Raw genomic sequence first — 14973 nt, forward strand, 5'->3', positions numbered from 1 at the left:
CTTAATCAACGCCAATTTCAGCAAAGGACCACGCGATGCGCACTCTTTCGATCGCCAGCACCGGGATGCTGGCACAGCAGACCAACGTCGACGTCATCTCGAACAACATCGCCAACATGAACACCACCGGGTTCAAGCGCCAGCGCGCGGCGTTCCAGGACCTGCTCTATCAGCAGGAAACGCGCGCCGGCTCCTCGACCGACAGCAGCGGCACCGCGAAGATCCCGACCGGGATCCAGATCGGCTCGGGCGTGAAGACCGGCAGCGTCTACCGGATCACCGAACAGGGTGCACCGAACCAGACCAGCAACCGCTACGACGTCGCGATCCAGGGCCGCGGCTATTTCCAGATGCGATTGCCAAGTGGCGAGACCGGCTACACGCGCGACGGGTCTTTCCAGCTGTCCGACCAGGGCGAACTGGTGACCGCCGACGGCAACGCGGTCGAGCCGGGGATCACGATCCCGGCCGACGCGGTCGACGTCGCGATCTCGAAGACCGGGCTGGTCCAGATCAAGGTCGCCGGTGCCGCCGAGATGCAGACCGTCGGCCAGCTCCAGCTCGCAACGTTCATCAACGAAGCCGGTCTCGAGGCGCAGGGCGGCAACGTCTTCACCGAGACCTCGGCCTCGGGCACCGCGACGATCGCCGCGCCGGGCGATCCGGGCTTCGGCACGACCATGCAGGGCTTCGTCGAGGCTTCGAACGTCAACCCGGTCTCGGAGATCACCGCGCTGATCACCGCGCAGCGTGCGTATGAGATGAACAGCCGCGTCGTGAAGACCGCGGACGAGATGCTGGCGACGTCCAGCCAGATGCGATGATCGCTATGCGCTTCCGCACCGCGACGATCGTCGCGCTCGCCGGCTTCGGCCTCGCGGTTCCGGTCATGGCCGCGGCCGAGCCGGTCGCGACCTCGGTCCTGTCGCACGCCGTCGCGCGCGGCGACATCCTCGCCGCCACCGACTTCGAGGCGCAGCCCCGCCCCCCCGGCTACGCGATCGGTGCGATCGCACCCGATGTCGCCGCTGGCCGCGAGGCTGCGCGGAACCTGGTTGCCGGCGCGGTAGTGCGCGCGGGCGACGTGGTCGCGCCGCGGCTCGTCCGACGCGGCGATCCGGTGACGATCAACCTGCGCAGTCGCGGGCTCGTCATCGCGACCACCGGCCGCGCGCTGTCGGCCGGCGGGATGGGCGATCTCGTCCGCGTCGTCGCGCAATCGACCAACCGCACGTTCGACGCCACCGTCGAGGGCTCCGGGGCCGTGCACGTCCCCCTGCCCTGATCGGCGGCCCTGATCGGTTGCCCTGATCCGCTCTCCTTTCCTGCCGAGCTTTCTTCCGGAGACCTCCATGTTTTCCCCTATTCTGAAACCCGTGCTGACGCTTGCCGGGCTGACGCTCGCGGTCACGACGCTGTCCGGTTGCGGCGCGGTCGGACGCCTCAAGGAAGTCGGCAAGGCGCCGACCTTTACCGAGGCGCTGCCGGTCGACAGTCCGCCGATCGAGGATTCGCTCGGCCGCTCGACGCCGCGCATGATCGGCGGACGGACGGCAGCGGCGGCGACTTCCGCCCCCAACGCCTCGCTGTTCCGCGCCGGCGCGGGCGCGTTCCTCGGCGATCAGCGCGCCTCGCGCGCCGGCGATATCCTGACGGTACGGATCAACGTCGCCGACAAGGCGGTGGTCGGCAACACCACCGCGCGCAGCCAGGGCGGGTCCGAATCCGCCGGCCTGTCGGCGTTGCTCGGGCTTCAGGCTCCGCTCGCGAAAATCCTGCCGGGGTCGGTCGATCCGGCCAAGCTGGTGGCGGGCGATTCCGCGTCGAAGTTCAACGGCAGCGGCAACATCAGCCGCAGCGAGACGATCAACATGACGATGTCGGCGATGGTCACCGATGTGCTGCCCAACGGCAATCTGGTGATCCGCGGCCGACAGCAGATCCGCGTGAACTACGAACTGCGCGAACTGATCGTGACGGGCATCGTGCGTCCGCAGGATATCGCCCGCGACGACAGTATTCGCCATACCCAGATCGCCGAGGCCCAGATCAGCTATGGCGGCCGTGGCCAGCTCAGCAGTGCGCAGCAGGCCCGCTGGGGCCAGCAGATCTACGACGCGCTGTTCCCGTTCTGAACCCCCGCGGTGGCTAACCTTTCGTTAACCACCAAATTTCCGACAAGCCCGACCGAACTCCCGAATTTCTTCCCAGAATAAAGAACCGGCCTCGCACCGAGGCTGTCGAGGATCGGCGAACCGGTCCACGTCGGCAGAAGCCAGCGTATTTATTCCAGAAGGAAATCATCATGGCATTGTCCGTCAACACCAACTCTGGCGCAATGGCAGCCCTCCAGGCTCTCAACGCGACCAGCAAGGGTCTCGCCACCGTTCAGAACCGCATCAACAGCGGCCTGAACGTCAGCTCGACCAAGGACGATTCGGCAGCTTTCACCATCGCACAGGGCCTTCGTGGCGATCTGGGCGGTCTGAAGGCGGTCAGCTCGTCGCTCAGCCGGGCGAAGAGCGTTACCGACGTGGCTGTCGCAGGGGCGGAGCAGATCTCGGACGTGGTCAACCAAATGAAGACGCTTGCCAAGCAGGCGTCGGATGACGGCATCTCGACCGATACGCGCTCTGCTTACAACAAGGACTTCAAGGCCCTTCGCGATCAGATCACCACGATCGTCAACTCGTCCGAGTTCAACGGCACCAACCTGCTGAAGAGCAGCGGTGGCGCAGTCAGCGCACTTCAGTCGCTGTCGAATACCGCAACGGGCAGCGGCACGTCGTACACCCCCGACACGTTGTCGATTGCCAACCAGGGTCTGGATCTGGCGACGACCGAGACTCAGTCGACCGGCGCCGGTACCGGCACCCTCGGCCAGAACTCGGAGCTGACCGATTCGGCAACGTCCAAGAAGATGGTCGATACCCTCGATACACTGAGCAAGTCGCTTAACGGCAAGCTCAGCGATCTGGGTTCGGCATCGCGCAAGATCGACGCCCAGACGACGTTCACCAGCAAGCTGTCGGACACCATCGAAAGCGGCATCGGCAATCTCGTCGATGCGGATCTGGCCAAGGAATCGGCGAAGCTTCAGGCATTGCAGGTCAAGCAGCAGCTTGGCGTGCAGGCTCTGTCGATCGCCAACCAGGCGCCGCAGACCATCACGTCGCTCTTCCGGTAAAACGGGAGCGGGCGCCTCGTCGGCACCCCCAAACCGTCGGCGGGCTACCGGGAACCGGGATCGGCGAAAGTCGGTCCCGGTTTTTTTCGTAACGTTTCATTGTGTTACCCGAACGTCACAACCCGACATTAAAATCGTATTACGTATAACTACCTAATTTCCGTCGAACCCATTTTGCCCCATATCTCGAACAACATCGAGTATTTCTAGTGACATACGCGTACAAGCAAGGGTTCAAACGTGACGGTACAATACAGGCATCCGGCTTACGGATCGGATCGATCGTGAGCAACGCGCTATATGAGCTGCGGTGCCAGCTGAACATCGACGACGCGTCGGCGCTGTGGGACTCCGCGGCGACCAAGGCGATGACCTATCCGGACATGACGCCCGAGACCGTCGTCGAGATGATCGGCCCGCGCGAGGATCCCGAAATCGCGGAGTGCCTGCTGCTCCTGCTGCAACCATCGGTGGCGGGATGCGAACTCGTCACGCTGAGCTGCGACTCGGTTGGCGCCGCAATTTCCGTACCGGCAATTTCCGTACCGACCGCCGAGATCAAACCGCGGGCCGCCACCGTGGCGATCGGCGCCGTCCGGCCGCCGCCGTTCCTGCGTACCTGGAATACACGGGTCGCAGCGGAGCTTTCCCGCGCCGTCCGTATCGCCGAGTAACCCGGCCCCCGGCCCCCGGCCTCGGCTCGGGCCCCGGCTTAGACCCCAATTTCGACCGCCCGCCTACGCCGAACGGCTCAGGCGGGGCGGGCCGATACTTCGACCACCAGCACGCTTGCGACATCGGGGTTCCGCCCGCGCAGCACACGCGTCATGTCCTGCGCCAATCGCGCGACATCGACCGGCTTGTAGGGCGAGGCGCGAAGCCGCGCGAACTCGCTCGCCGACGCCAGCGCGCTCTCGCGAAGGCTCGGAATCGCGGCCTTGAGGCGCGCCGCTGCCGTGACGTCCGCCGCCCTCAGCACGATCTTGATCTTGAGCCGGCCATCCGCGCGATCGCCGTCGATGATCGGCACGACCAGCTCGGGCATCGCCACGAACGTCGCATCCATCGCCGGCTGCGACTCGCCTTCCGACGCCGACGCGCCGGTTGCCGCGACGATCGCCACGGCGGCCGCAGCGATGTGCAGAAGGGAACGGAACGCAGCCATCGAAATTCCTACTCGCAACGCATAGCCCGCCAACAGCATGTTTCGCGCGGGACGACGCCCCTCGGTAGCTCCGACATCCTATAATTGGATGAAGATAAGGGACGTTTACGCCATGAGCCAAGATCAGAAACCCGGGAAGGTCCGACTGCTCGACGCCAGCGGCGAGCAGTCCCGGCGTCGCGGCGACACGCCGCCGATCGTCATCGACGGCACCGCAGCAGGATCAGTCGCCGCGTCGCCGGCCCCGGTGCCCGTCGCGACATCCGGCGCGCTGTCGTCGGCGATGTCCAGCCGTGCCGGCATGATCCTGGCGCTGTTGTTCGTGCTGGGATGTGGTGCCGGTGGTGCGGCCGTCGCGGTGTTCTTCGCGTGATCGGTCTCCTGATCGGAGCCGCCGCGCTCGTCAGCGCGCCTCCCAGAACGACTCTCGCCCCCGCACGTTTGCCTGGTTTCGCAGCAGCGCTAGCCGAGCGGCCCTTGCCGGCAGGCGCCGCCGCCTGGTCGGCCAAGGGCGACGATGCCACCTGGGCTTCGCTCGCCGCGGCGACGCCCGCCACGCGGCAGTCGCTGCGATGGGACTATGCGACCAGCCTGATCGCGCGCGGCTTGGCAGCGGAGGCGATCGGCGTGCTCGACGTGATGCGCGCCGACGATCCCGATCTGGCGCTCGTCCCCGCGTGGATGCGCGCGCGCGGCGTTGCAGCCGCGATGGCGCGGCACACCAGCGAAGCCCTGACGATGCTCGGCGACGACACGCTGCTCGGCGATTCGGAAGCCTGTCTCTGGCGGATGCGGACGCTCGCGGACTCGTATCGCGCAGCTGAGGCGCTTGGCCAGTTGCGCTGCGCCATGCCCGCGCTCACGGGCCGGACGTCGGCTGCCCGCCGCCCGTTCGTCATCGCCGCGGGGAGTGCGGCGCTGGACCTGGGCCGCGCCTCACCCGCAATGGCGTGGCTGAACGCGGTGCCCGACGACGATCCCGCCGCCAATCTGCTCCGCGGCAAGGCCTATGCGCTGCTCGGCCAGATGCAGCCGGCGCGACTTCGTCTCGACCGCGTCATTCTGAGCGGCGATGACGTCGAGCAGGCCGATGCCCGGCTGGCGACGATCGAGAACGGCGTCGCGTCGCACACGCTGCCGGTCGGCGAAGCGACCCGCCAGCTCGAGATGCTGCTGTTCACCTGGCGCGGCGACCGGATCGAACGCCGCGCGCTCGAGCTGTCGGTCCGCCTCGCGACCGCCACGCACGATACCGGTCGCATGCTCGCGAGCGGCGCGACGCTGTTCCGCTATTTCGATCTCGGCGCGGCCTCCGGCCCGCTCGTCGCGCAGCTCCAGACGCAGCTGGCGCAGGCGCTCGCGCCCGGCTCGGCGCTGTCGCTGGTCCAGGCCGCCGGGATGTTCTGGGACTATCGCGACATCGCGCCCGCCGGCCCGGTCGGCAACCAGCTCGTCGAAAACCTCGTGAACAGGCTGCAGGCCGCGGGGCTTTACGGTCGCGCCGCCGATCTGCTCGACCACCGCCTCGACACGCAGGCCAGCGACGTCGAGCGCGGTCCGCTGACCGTCCGCATCGCGAGCCTGCAGATCCTCGCCGGCACACCCGACGCCGCGATCCGCACGCTGCGCGGTACCGACATCCTCGCCTATCCGCCCGATACCCTGGCCGACCGACGCCGGGTCGAAGCCGCCGCGCTGCAACTGCTCGGCAAATCCGCCGAGGCGCTGGCGACTGTCGAGGATGTGCCGGGCGGCGGTGCGCTGACCGCCGAGCTATATTGGCGCGCGCACGACTGGGCGCGTCTTGCCGCGGTCGGCGAGCAGGCCTTGCCGAAATCGCTGCCCGGTGCCGGTCGTAGCGCGTTGAGCGAAGTCGGTCAGGCGATCGTCCTGCGCCAGGCGATCGCGCTCGCGATGCTCGGCCGCGAATCCGAACTCGCCGCGCTGCGCAGCCGGTATGGCCGCGCGTTCGAAACGCTGCCGACCGGCTCGGCGTTCGCGACGCTGACCGCGCAGTCGGGCTCGATCGATCCGGCGACGCTCAGCAACGCGATGGCCGCCCTCCCAGCCGCCAGCCCCGCCGGCGCATTCGGCGACCTGCTCGATCAAGGCAGCGCGGCGATGAGCCATCCGACGAAGGCGGGCTGATACGGAAGGCCCGTTAAAGCGGAACCCGGCCGCCACGTCATACCAAGACGGATCGATATTTAGCGTGTGAGGGCGCATGCCGGCCGTGAAATCATTCCGTCACCCCGGACTGGTTCTGCGCTTATCCCCATCCGACGTGTGACCATCGTCATCCCCGCGGAGGCGGGGATCCATATGCTCGGGCGTCGGCGATTTCATCGCGAGGTTTGCCGGTATGGGTTCCCACCTGCGCGGGAATGACGGCTATCTGCTTCAGAGTATCATCACCGACTGGTTTCGCAGCTCACCGTTCCGCAACCTCCAGCCTATCGAGGATGCCGTACCCTAGATGCTGGAACCAGGCTCTCCTGAGCAAAGCCGAAGTGTCCGGCACGACGGAGAAAAGAACTGATCTGGCGCTTCGATCTGAATGTCGACCGCCTCAGTATCCTCCCCCGCTAAGGGGGTGGCGCCGAAAGGCGACGGAGGGGGCGGCACGCGAAACGATGGTCGCCGCGTGCCTCCCCCTCCGTCAGGCTGACGCCTGCACCTCCCCCGCCAGGGGGAGGATCGGCATTCAGTCTCTAACCGTCGCGCCGCCCTATTTGAGATAGTCGACCAGGCTCATGCTGGTCAGCTGGCCGAACACCGAATAGCTCGCCTTCAGGACGCTCTGCTGCTGCGCGAGATCGGTCGAGATCTGGCCGAAATCGGCGTCCTCGACGCGCGAGATCGAATCCTTGAGCAGCGTCGCGCGCTCTTCGCCGCGCGTCGCCAGCGTCTCGACCTGCGACTGCTTGCGGCCATTCTCGGCATTGACGGCACGCACACCGGTCAGCGCGGTCGCGATCTGGTTGACCGCGGTGCCGAGCGCATCCTTTTGCGCCGCGGTCATCTTGTCGCCGATCGTCCCCGCCTCCGCCAACGTCCGGAACGCCGCAAGCATCGTGCTGCCAAGATCACTGGCGACGACGCCGTACGTCAGGTCGGTGCCTTCGGCGACGCGCGCCGAGGCGCGGACCAGATCGTTGGCGAACGCGGTCGCGGGGGTGGCACCGATCGTGTCGGCAAGCGTCGCGGGCTTGAACGGCACGTCGCCGGTCTGCGAGCCACCGAACAGCGGTCCGCTGCCGTCGGTCGCATTCAGCGCGGTCCGGAACTGCCCGAATGCGCTGTCGATCGAGGCCTGGAGCCCCGCCCCGCTCCCGGTGCCGATCGCGGTCAGGATGCTCTGGCGGAGATCGGTCGCGCCGGTATCGATCGACGTGATGTTGGCATCGTACAACGACAAGGTCGTCCCGAGCCGCGTCGCCGATGCCGATTGCGATTCCTGGCGGGCGAGTACGGTACGTGCCGACAGAGTCCGCGCGGCATCGGTGCCAAGCCCCGCCAAAGTCGACGCCTTCTTGCCAGTGTTGAGCTGGGTCTGGGTCGCGGCCAGCTTGCTCTGCGCACGCTGGATGGCCTGCGACAGGGTGTTTTGGAACGGAAGGGTGGCGACGCGGATCATCGGTTCATCTTTCTTATCTCACCATGGCCAGCAGCGTGTCGTACATCGCCGAGGCGGTGCTCATCACGCGGGCTGCGGCCGAATAGCTGTTCTGGAGCACGACCATCTGGCCGAGTTCCTCGTCGATGCTGACGCCCGAAAAATTGTCGCGGCTGGCGACCGCGTCGTCGCGGCGCGTCGTCGTCGTCGTCTGCATCGTCTGCGCGCGCGACGCGGCGGTGGCGGCATTGCCGAGCACGCTCGCGGTCAGCCGCGACACCGACGTCATGCCGTTCCTGCCGAGATCGACGACCGCTTCGGTGGCATCGGCAAACCCCGAGGCGCCGCGACGATCGCCCGCGCCGAGTGCCTTCGCCCCGACCGCGACGTCCTGGAGACGGGCGAGCGGAAGGCGGCTCGGATCGGCGACGATATCGCGGCGCACCTCGGCACCAGCAAGGCTCGCGGTCGCACCGCCCAGCCCGGTGATCTCGGACAGGCTGCGGCCGGTACCCGCGCGATCGGTCGTATCCGAAACCACCGACAAGGCAGCCCCTGCGTTGCTGGCGGTCGGCGAGAACCGGATCCGCCCCGCATCGTCCATCGCGAAGCTGCCATAGCCGGCCAGCGGGCTCGCATTCAGATTGGTGACGAGATCGCCGAAGGTCGAGCCGGTCGCGCCCAGCGTATACCGTGCCAGCACCCGCCCGGATGTATCGCGCAATGCGAGGTCGGCGGACTGGCCCGCGGCGAAACCATGCGCGTCGCCCGACTTGAAGCCCGACGGCGCGAGCATCGCCGTGTCGCTGCGGACGATGTCGTTCAGGCCGAAATATTGCGAAAACCCGATCCCCGCGCGGGCGCTCGGGCTGGTCGCATCCTGGCCGATCGCGGCGCCGTTACCGCTCGCGCTCGCCGCGATCGTCAGCTTGCCGCTGACGAAGCTCGCGGTACCCGCGCTACCCAGGCCCGCATTGATCGCCGCGACCGCGTCGTCGACGGTTGCGTTCGCCCCGAGTGCGGAGAAATCGATTTTGGTCTTGACCACCAGCGTACCGTCGCTCTTGGTCACCGCGAACGTCGCCGCGCCGGTGAAGCCGAGCCGGTCGCTGCCGGTCAACGCCGTCGCGCGCCCCTCCAGCGTCGCCGGCGGCGGCACTGCGGTGCCCGCGTTCGACGCGGTGTTGAGCACCTGCGCCATCCCCGCGAACACGTCGGCGACCTGATCCGAAAACCCCGGAAGCTGATGATCGCGCAGATCGAGCAGACCACCGAGCTTGCCACCGATCGACGGGCTGTCGATCTTCTCGCCGGTCGTGGCGCCGGGCGATCCGTCGGCGGCGGCGAACCGCACCTCGATCGGCGCATAGATCGGCTGCGAGGATCCGGCACCACTGTCCGCATAGGACAATTGACGCAGCCGCCGATCGACCAGCTGGACGCCGGTGGTCGTTTCGATCGTCACGCGACCATCGGACTGTTCGCGCGCGTTCACGCCGATGAGTCCGCTCAATTCCTGGATCGCGCTGGTGCGCTGGTCGGCGACGCCGGCCGAACTCCGCCCCAGCCCCTCGAGCCGCGCGACCGAATCGTTCAAGTCGTAGATATTGCGCAGCAACGTGTTGGCGCGGTCGACCGAATAGCCGACCTCGCCTTCGACGTCCGACCGGATCGCCGAGACGTCGGTGCCGAGTTGCTGAATCGTACCGACCGCATCGGCAACTGATCCGACGAACGCCGCGCTGGTCTGCGGACCGCCCGCGCTGCCGGTCATCGCGGTCGCCGCCGATGCGACCGCATTCAGCCGCGCGGAGATGCCCGAATCCGAATCCGACGCACCCAGCACCGACTGCAACCGATCGAGATAGGTGGAGACCACTTCGGCGCGACCGGCATCGCCCGATCGCGCATAGACGGTGGTCTCCAGATACTTGTCGGCGACGCGGCTCGGCTCGCCCACCACGACGCCGGAGACCCGACCCGCGGTGACCCCGGTCGTCAGCGACACCTTTTCGCGTGCGTATCCCGCGGTGTTCACATTGGCGATGTTGTTGGACACCGTCCGCATGGCCGCCTGCGTGGCGTTCAGGCCGGACAGGGCGGAAGACAGGATTTCGCTGAGCGACACGCGCAGTACCTTTGTTGAGCCGGGTGCTAGTCGGGCTTATCGCTTCAGGTTGCTTGCTTCCTGGAGCATGTCGTCGACCGTCGTGATGATCTTCGACGACGCGCTGTAGGCACGCTGGAAGCGGATCATGTTGGTGAACTCCTGCGCCAGGTCGGCGGTCGAGGCCTCCAGAGCGAAGCCCTTGATGTTGCCCGCGCCGAGCGACCCCGGTGCGTTGATCGCATAGGCGCCCGACACGCTGGAGGCGCTATAGCCGTTGCCGCTGATGCGCGTCAGGCCGTTCGGATTGGGCACCGTTGCGACCGGCAGCTGGAAGATCGCCCGCGTGCGGCCGTCGTCGAAGGTCGCGCTGACGACACCCTGGTTCGACACCGACACCGACGCCACGTTGCCGAGGATGCCGCCATCGACCGACGAGGATACCAACGAAGACTCGGTGCCGAACTGGGTCAGCCCGTCGACCTTGCCGTCGGTGCCCAGCGACAGCGCGATCGGATCGGCGCCCGCCGCGTTCGTCCAGGTCGGCGTGACCGACGAAAACAGCGCCGGCGAACTGTTCGCCCGGTCGAGGCTGCCGTCGGCGTTGAACTTGATGTCGCCGCTGGCGAGCAGGCCGTTTGCCGCGGTCACGTCGGTTGCGGGCTGCGCGTAGATTTCAGCCTTCCAGCTGTTCGGGCCGGTCTTGATCGCACTCAGCGCGACACGGTGGGCGCCGCCCTGCTGGTCGTAGACGTCGACCGATCGCGAGAAGCTCGGTTCCGCCACCGTGCCGTTGGCCATGTCGCCCGCGGTATAGGCGCCCGTATAGGCTGCCGTGGTCGACTGGAAATTCGCCCGCATCTGGATCTTGCTGGTCGCGGCGGCGGTGCCGGTCAGATCGCTGACGCGGATCGGTTCGAGCGCATTGACGCTGCCCGTGTTGACGTAGGCACCCTTCGTATCGAGCCGCCAGCCCTGCAGATACTGACCCGACGTGTTCTTGAGGAAGCCGTCCTTGTCCGGCGAGAACGAGCCCGACCGGGTCAGCGACACGCCGCTTTTCGCGTCGCTGCTCGACCGCGTGATGAAGAAGCCCTGCCCCTCGATGCCGAGATCGGTCGAGTTGCTCGACGCCTGCAACAGGCCCTGATTCGAGATCAGCGCCTTGGGCTGCGCGGTCACGCCGCCCGCGGTGTAGCTGTTCGAGGCGCGGCCGTCGCCGACGAGCGTGCTGAACTGGGTTTCGACGGCCTTGTAGCCGACCGTGTTCACGTTGGTGATGTTGTCCGCGACCGCGGCCATCGCGCTGGCTTCGGCGGACAGGCCGGACACGCCGGAAAACAGGGCTGAATACAGGCTCATGCGAATACGTCTCCAAGCGGACATCGACGACAGGGTGGGCGGATACGCGCCCCTTCTCGTCACTTTATAGGGGCGTCCACGCATCGCCGGTCGGGAGCGCGCGGGTTTCGTGAAGATGCCGGCGACGCAGCATCGCGGGGACGTGCCCCTGGCTCGCAAGGCGGCAAATCTTGCCGGGTCGCGACCGGACTTCGTTAATCCATCCTATAACGATCCAGACACATGAAGGGTGGTTGGATGACGTTGCGGATAACCTTGCGGGACGGGGAAAAGATGATCGTCAACGGCGCAGTGCTGCGCGCCAACGGTCGCGTGGAGCTGATCGTCGAGAACCAGGTCGCGCTGCTCCGCGGTCGCGAGATCATGGCGCCGGACGAGGCGACCACGCCCGCCCGGCGGCTCTACCTCGCCTGTATGATGGCCTATATCGACGATACGGCACGCGACGCGCATCAGGATCGCATCGTCGTGCTGCTCGGTGAACTGCTGTCGGCGTTCGAAACCGCCGCGGCGCGCATGCTGTGCCTCGAATTCGCGCACTGCGTCGCCACCGCCGAATATTATCGCGCGCTCGGCATCTGCCGCCGGCTGATCGACTACGAGACCGCGGCGTTCGATCGTCTCGCCGGCCGCGCCGCCTGAGATGCGGACGATGCAGGTCCTTGCGGCGGCGACCGCCACCCTGGCGGAGATGCCGTTCGACGAGCGCTACGGCACCGTCGTGGCTGCACGCGGGGCGCTGATCGAAGTCGACGGGCTTGGCAACGCCGCGCAGATCGGCTCGCGGATCCGCATCGCCATCCGCACCGGCACGATCGATGCCGAAGTCACCGGGCTCGAGAATGGCCGCGCGCTGTGCCTGCCGTTCGGCGACCCGCAGGGTGTCGCGGCGGGCGCCCGCGCGGTCGTCGCGGCAGGTGAGTTCGCGATCCGCCCCTGCGCCGCGTGGCTCGGCCGGATGGTCGATGGCCTCGGCCGCCCGGTCGACGGCAAGGGCGGGTTGCCCACCGGGCTGGTACCGCGGCCGATCCGCGCGACGCCCCCGCCCGCCGCCGGGCGTGCGCGCGTCGGTGCCAAGGTCGAGACCGGCGTGCGTGCGCTCGATGTCTTCGCGCCGCTCTGCGAAGGCCAGCGGCTCGGGTTGTTCGCCGGGTCGGGCGTCGGCAAATCGGTGTTGCTGTCGATGCTGGCACGCTGGACCGACTGCGACGTCGCGGTGATCGGGCTGATCGGCGAGCGCGGCCGCGAGGTCCAGGAATTCGTCGAGGACGATCTCGGGCCTGCGGGTCTCGCGCGCAGCGTGGTGGTCGTCGCGACCTCGGACGAGCCCGCGCTGATGCGCCGCCAAGCCGCCTGGACGACGCTCGCGATCGCCGAGCATTTCCGCGACCAGGGTCTCAAGGTGTTGTGCCTGATGGATTCGGTCACGCGGTTCGCGATGGCGCAGCGCGAGATCGGTCTGGCCTCGGGCGAACCGCCCGCGACCAAGGGCTATACCCCGACCGTCTTTGCCGAACTGCCGCGGTTGCTCGAACGCGCGGGTCCGGGTCTTCCGGGTCAGGGTACGATCACGGGTCTGTTCACCGTCCTCGTCGATGGCGACGATCACAACGAACCGGTGGCGGATGCGGTGCGCGGTATCCTCGACGGCCATGTCGTGATCACGCGGAAAATCGCCGAGCGCGGCCGCTATCCGGCGATCGACCTGCTCAAGTCGGTGTCGCGCACCTTGCCGCGCTGCCACACGCCCGAAGAGAACGACATCCGCCTCGCCGCGCGCCGCATCCTGTCGACCTATGGCGACATGGAGGAGATGGTCCGGCTGGGCGCGTACAAGCCTGGGTCGAGCCCCGAAGTCGACGAGGCGATCCGCCTCGCGCCGCAGATCGAGGCACTGCTGACCCAGGGCAAGCAGGATCAGGCGAACGCCGCACAGACCTTCGCGATCCTGGCCGAGTTGCTGGCGGTCGAGCCTGCAGCGACGGCGGACGCGCGCCCTGAACCCACGCTGGAGATGGCAGCATGACGACGCCTTACGATACCGCGTTGCGCGTCGTCGAACGCAAGCTCGACGCGGTTCGGGCCGCGATCGGCCTTGCGATCGACGAGCTCGAGCGGATCGAAAAAGCGCATATCGCGGTCGAAAACGCGATGATCCGCGAAGGTCTCGTCGCGTTCGGCGAACCCCGCCTGACCACCGATCGCTACTTCGTCCGCGCCCGCGACCATCGTCGCCAGCTCGCCGAGCACCGTGCCGCCGCGCACCTGCATCTCGAGTCGCTGCGTCGCAAGGCGGTCGAAGTCTATGGCTCGCGCACCGCGATCGAAGGTGCCGTCGGCGCGCACCGCGAGGCCGAGGCCCGCAGTCTCGCCGCCGCCGAACAGGCGATGCTCGACGACCTCACCGCGGCCCGTCGCGCGTCACGGCGCGGCCGCAGATTTGCGGCCCATGTCGCGAACGCCCGACTCGCTCCGACCAGCAAGATGCCCACGCCGTGATCGATCCGACAGGTCTGGCGAGCGTCCCGCGCGATCGCCGGGCCGCGATCATCTATGGTGCAGCACAAGCCGAGATGGCGAAGCATCTCTGGCAGGCCGCGCTCGGCGGATCGGGGAGCGGATCGCACGACGACTCCGCCTCGGTGACCGCACGCGACGCATCGTCGCCGACCTCGCTCGATTCGCTGATCGCGCTGCTGATGCCGGAAGCCAAGGTTCCTGCGACGACGCCAGATCCGGTCGCCGGGACCGCGGAGGTTCGCGCCCGCTTTGCAACGGCCGACCTGGGTCCCGCTCTCCATCGTCCTGCAATCGATTCGGCCCCGCATACGGGGGTGGCTGCCGTGGACGGACTCGGGCGCAATGCCCGGCACGCGCCGACCTTGCAGGCCGCAGCGGCGCGCACCGGTATTCCGGCAGCGGCACTGGCCGCGATCGTCGACGCCGAAGCCGGCAAGGCGCGCGACGGAACCTGGCAGACCTATTCGCGCAATCCACGATCGAGCGCCGCCGGCCTCGGTCAATTCCTCAGCCGGACCTGGGAAGGCATGGCCGAAACCGGCGGAACCTGGCTGAACGGATTCGCGCGCGCCAATGGCTTGCTCGGCGACAACGGCAAGGTGCTCGCGAGCGCACGGGCGACGGTGCTGTCGCTGCGCTACGATCCGACCGCGGCGATCAACGGCATCGCCGACTTCGCCCGGCGCAATCTCGACGGGCTCGATCGTGCAGGCGTTTCGGCGCACGGCGAGGTCGGTGCAACCGCACGCCTCGCCTATCTCGGCCACCATCTCGGACTGGGCGACGCGGTGCGGTTCGTCCGCGATGGCGGGCTGTCCGAATCGCGCGCGCACACGCTGCTCAATGCCCAGATCGGCGCCGGCGACAGCAGTCGTCGAATCGCCTCGACCGGCGACGCCACGGTCGCGCATCGCAACTGGCTGCTCGATTTCATGGACCGCAAAATCCGTCCGCAGCAGTTCGCAAACATTTCCGGCTGACGATTCCGTACAATCCAATTACATCCTATATGGGAG

Annotated in this window: 15 protein-coding genes; 11 read left to right on the forward strand and 4 right to left on the reverse strand. The window is 67.5% G+C overall.

What is annotated here, in order from left to right; genetic code table 11:
• Positions 1 to 35: 35 nt before the first annotated feature.
• The 5 genes from flgG to ASF09_RS18395 all read left to right on the forward strand — a co-directional run bounded on the left by flgG (position 36) and on the right by ASF09_RS18395 (position 3861).
• Positions 36 to 824: a flagellar basal-body rod protein FlgG gene (gene flgG / locus ASF09_RS18375; protein ID WP_056055665.1), complete on the forward strand. Its 789-nt coding sequence runs from the start codon at positions 36 to 38 to the stop codon at positions 822 to 824.
• Positions 821 to 1285 carry a flagellar basal body P-ring formation chaperone FlgA gene (gene flgA / locus ASF09_RS18380; RefSeq protein ID WP_235529888.1) on the forward strand — a complete coding sequence of 155 codons (465 nt, stop codon included), beginning with the start codon at positions 821 to 823 and terminating at the stop codon, positions 1283 to 1285. Before flgG ends, flgA begins: the two co-directional genes overlap by 4 nt.
• 67 nt (positions 1286 to 1352) lie before the next feature.
• Positions 1353 to 2135 carry a flagellar basal body L-ring protein FlgH gene (flgH, locus tag ASF09_RS18385; RefSeq protein ID WP_156359429.1) on the forward strand — a complete coding sequence of 261 codons (783 nt, stop codon included), beginning with the start codon at positions 1353 to 1355 and terminating at the stop codon, positions 2133 to 2135.
• Positions 2136 to 2305: 170 nt separating this feature from the next.
• Positions 2306 to 3187, forward strand: a complete 882-nt coding sequence (locus ASF09_RS18390; RefSeq protein WP_056055662.1) for a flagellin — start codon at positions 2306 to 2308, stop codon at positions 3185 to 3187.
• A 284-nt stretch (positions 3188 to 3471) separates the two neighbouring features.
• Complete coding sequence (locus ASF09_RS18395) at positions 3472 to 3861, forward strand: hypothetical protein (protein ID WP_060527509.1); 390 nt, start codon at positions 3472 to 3474, stop codon at positions 3859 to 3861.
• A gap of 77 nt (positions 3862 to 3938) precedes the next feature.
• Here the strand turns inward: ASF09_RS18395 and ASF09_RS18400 are convergent, their stop codons facing one another.
• Positions 3939 to 4352 carry a hypothetical protein gene (locus ASF09_RS18400; RefSeq protein WP_060527510.1) on the reverse strand — a complete coding sequence of 138 codons (414 nt, stop codon included), beginning with the start codon at positions 4350 to 4352 and terminating at the stop codon, positions 3939 to 3941.
• Positions 4353 to 4464: 112 nt separating this feature from the next.
• Here ASF09_RS18400 and ASF09_RS18405 point away from each other — a divergent pair, with 112 nt between their 5' ends.
• A complete protein-coding gene (locus ASF09_RS18405) occupies positions 4465 to 4725 on the forward strand; it encodes a hypothetical protein (RefSeq protein ID WP_060527511.1) in 261 nt (86 codons plus the stop codon).
• 104 nt (positions 4726 to 4829) lie between these two features.
• Complete coding sequence (locus ASF09_RS18410) at positions 4830 to 6500, forward strand: hypothetical protein (RefSeq protein ID WP_060527512.1); 1671 nt, start codon at positions 4830 to 4832, stop codon at positions 6498 to 6500.
• Positions 6501 to 7080: 580 nt separating this feature from the next.
• Here the strand turns inward: ASF09_RS18410 and ASF09_RS18415 are convergent.
• The 3 genes from ASF09_RS18415 to ASF09_RS18425 are packed head-to-tail and all read right to left on the reverse strand — an operon-like array spanning position 7081 to position 11437.
• The gene (locus ASF09_RS18415) at positions 7081 to 7989 is read right to left on the reverse strand and encodes a flagellin (RefSeq protein WP_060527513.1); all 909 of its coding nucleotides are present in this window, start codon (positions 7987 to 7989) and stop codon (positions 7081 to 7083) included.
• 13 nt (positions 7990 to 8002) lie between these two features.
• Complete coding sequence (gene flgK / locus ASF09_RS18420) at positions 8003 to 10096, reverse strand: flagellar hook-associated protein FlgK (RefSeq protein ID WP_060527514.1); 2094 nt, start codon at positions 10094 to 10096, stop codon at positions 8003 to 8005.
• Positions 10097 to 10132: 36 nt separating this feature from the next.
• Positions 10133 to 11437, reverse strand: coding sequence for a flagellar hook protein FlgE (locus ASF09_RS18425; protein WP_082444457.1), 1305 nt, complete (start codon positions 11435 to 11437; stop codon positions 10133 to 10135).
• A gap of 237 nt (positions 11438 to 11674) precedes the next feature.
• Between ASF09_RS18425 and ASF09_RS18430 the strand changes: the two genes are divergently transcribed.
• Genes ASF09_RS18430 through ASF09_RS18445 form a run of 4 tightly spaced genes read left to right on the forward strand, consistent with a single transcriptional unit; the run spans position 11675 to position 14937 of the window.
• A complete protein-coding gene (locus tag ASF09_RS18430) occupies positions 11675 to 12079 on the forward strand; it encodes a flagellar biosynthesis repressor FlbT (RefSeq protein ID WP_056056059.1) in 405 nt (134 codons plus the stop codon).
• A 10-nt stretch (positions 12080 to 12089) separates the two neighbouring features.
• Positions 12090 to 13463, forward strand: coding sequence for a flagellar protein export ATPase FliI (gene fliI, locus ASF09_RS18435; RefSeq protein WP_060527543.1), 1374 nt, complete (start codon positions 12090 to 12092; stop codon positions 13461 to 13463).
• Complete coding sequence (locus tag ASF09_RS18440) at positions 13460 to 13936, forward strand: hypothetical protein (protein ID WP_060527515.1); 477 nt, start codon at positions 13460 to 13462, stop codon at positions 13934 to 13936. The genes fliI and ASF09_RS18440 overlap by 4 nt, the downstream gene beginning before the upstream one ends.
• Positions 13933 to 14937 carry a hypothetical protein gene (locus ASF09_RS18445; RefSeq protein ID WP_060527516.1) on the forward strand — a complete coding sequence of 335 codons (1005 nt, stop codon included), beginning with the start codon at positions 13933 to 13935 and terminating at the stop codon, positions 14935 to 14937. Before ASF09_RS18440 ends, ASF09_RS18445 begins: the two co-directional genes overlap by 4 nt.
• Positions 14938 to 14973: the final 36 nt, after the last annotated feature.

The organism is Sphingomonas sp. Leaf242 (assembly GCF_001422045.1).
GTDB lineage: Bacteria > Pseudomonadota > Alphaproteobacteria > Sphingomonadales > Sphingomonadaceae > Sphingomonas.

Bases quoted from the DNA above. Each gene is read 5' to 3' on its own strand.
- flgG (WP_056055665.1), top strand. From the start codon at position 36: ATGCGCACTCTTTCGATCGCCAGCACCGGGATGCTGGCACAGCAGACC.
- flgA (WP_235529888.1), top strand. From the start codon at position 821: ATGATCGCTATGCGCTTCCGCACCGCGACGATCGTCGCGCTCGCCGGC.
- flgH (WP_156359429.1), top strand. From the start codon at position 1,353: ATGTTTTCCCCTATTCTGAAACCCGTGCTGACGCTTGCCGGGCTGACG.
- ASF09_RS18390 (WP_056055662.1), top strand. From the start codon at position 2,306: ATGGCATTGTCCGTCAACACCAACTCTGGCGCAATGGCAGCCCTCCAG.
- ASF09_RS18400 (WP_060527510.1), bottom strand. From the start codon at position 4,352: ATGGCTGCGTTCCGTTCCCTTCTGCACATCGCTGCGGCCGCCGTGGCG.
- ASF09_RS18405 (WP_060527511.1), top strand. From the start codon at position 4,465: ATGAGCCAAGATCAGAAACCCGGGAAGGTCCGACTGCTCGACGCCAGC.
- ASF09_RS18415 (WP_060527513.1), bottom strand. From the start codon at position 7,989: ATGATCCGCGTCGCCACCCTTCCGTTCCAAAACACCCTGTCGCAGGCC.
- ASF09_RS18425 (WP_082444457.1), bottom strand. From the start codon at position 11,437: ATGAGCCTGTATTCAGCCCTGTTTTCCGGCGTGTCCGGCCTGTCCGCC.
- ASF09_RS18430 (WP_056056059.1), top strand. From the start codon at position 11,675: ATGACGTTGCGGATAACCTTGCGGGACGGGGAAAAGATGATCGTCAAC.
- fliI (WP_060527543.1), top strand. From the start codon at position 12,090: ATGCAGGTCCTTGCGGCGGCGACCGCCACCCTGGCGGAGATGCCGTTC.
- ASF09_RS18440 (WP_060527515.1), top strand. From the start codon at position 13,460: ATGACGACGCCTTACGATACCGCGTTGCGCGTCGTCGAACGCAAGCTC.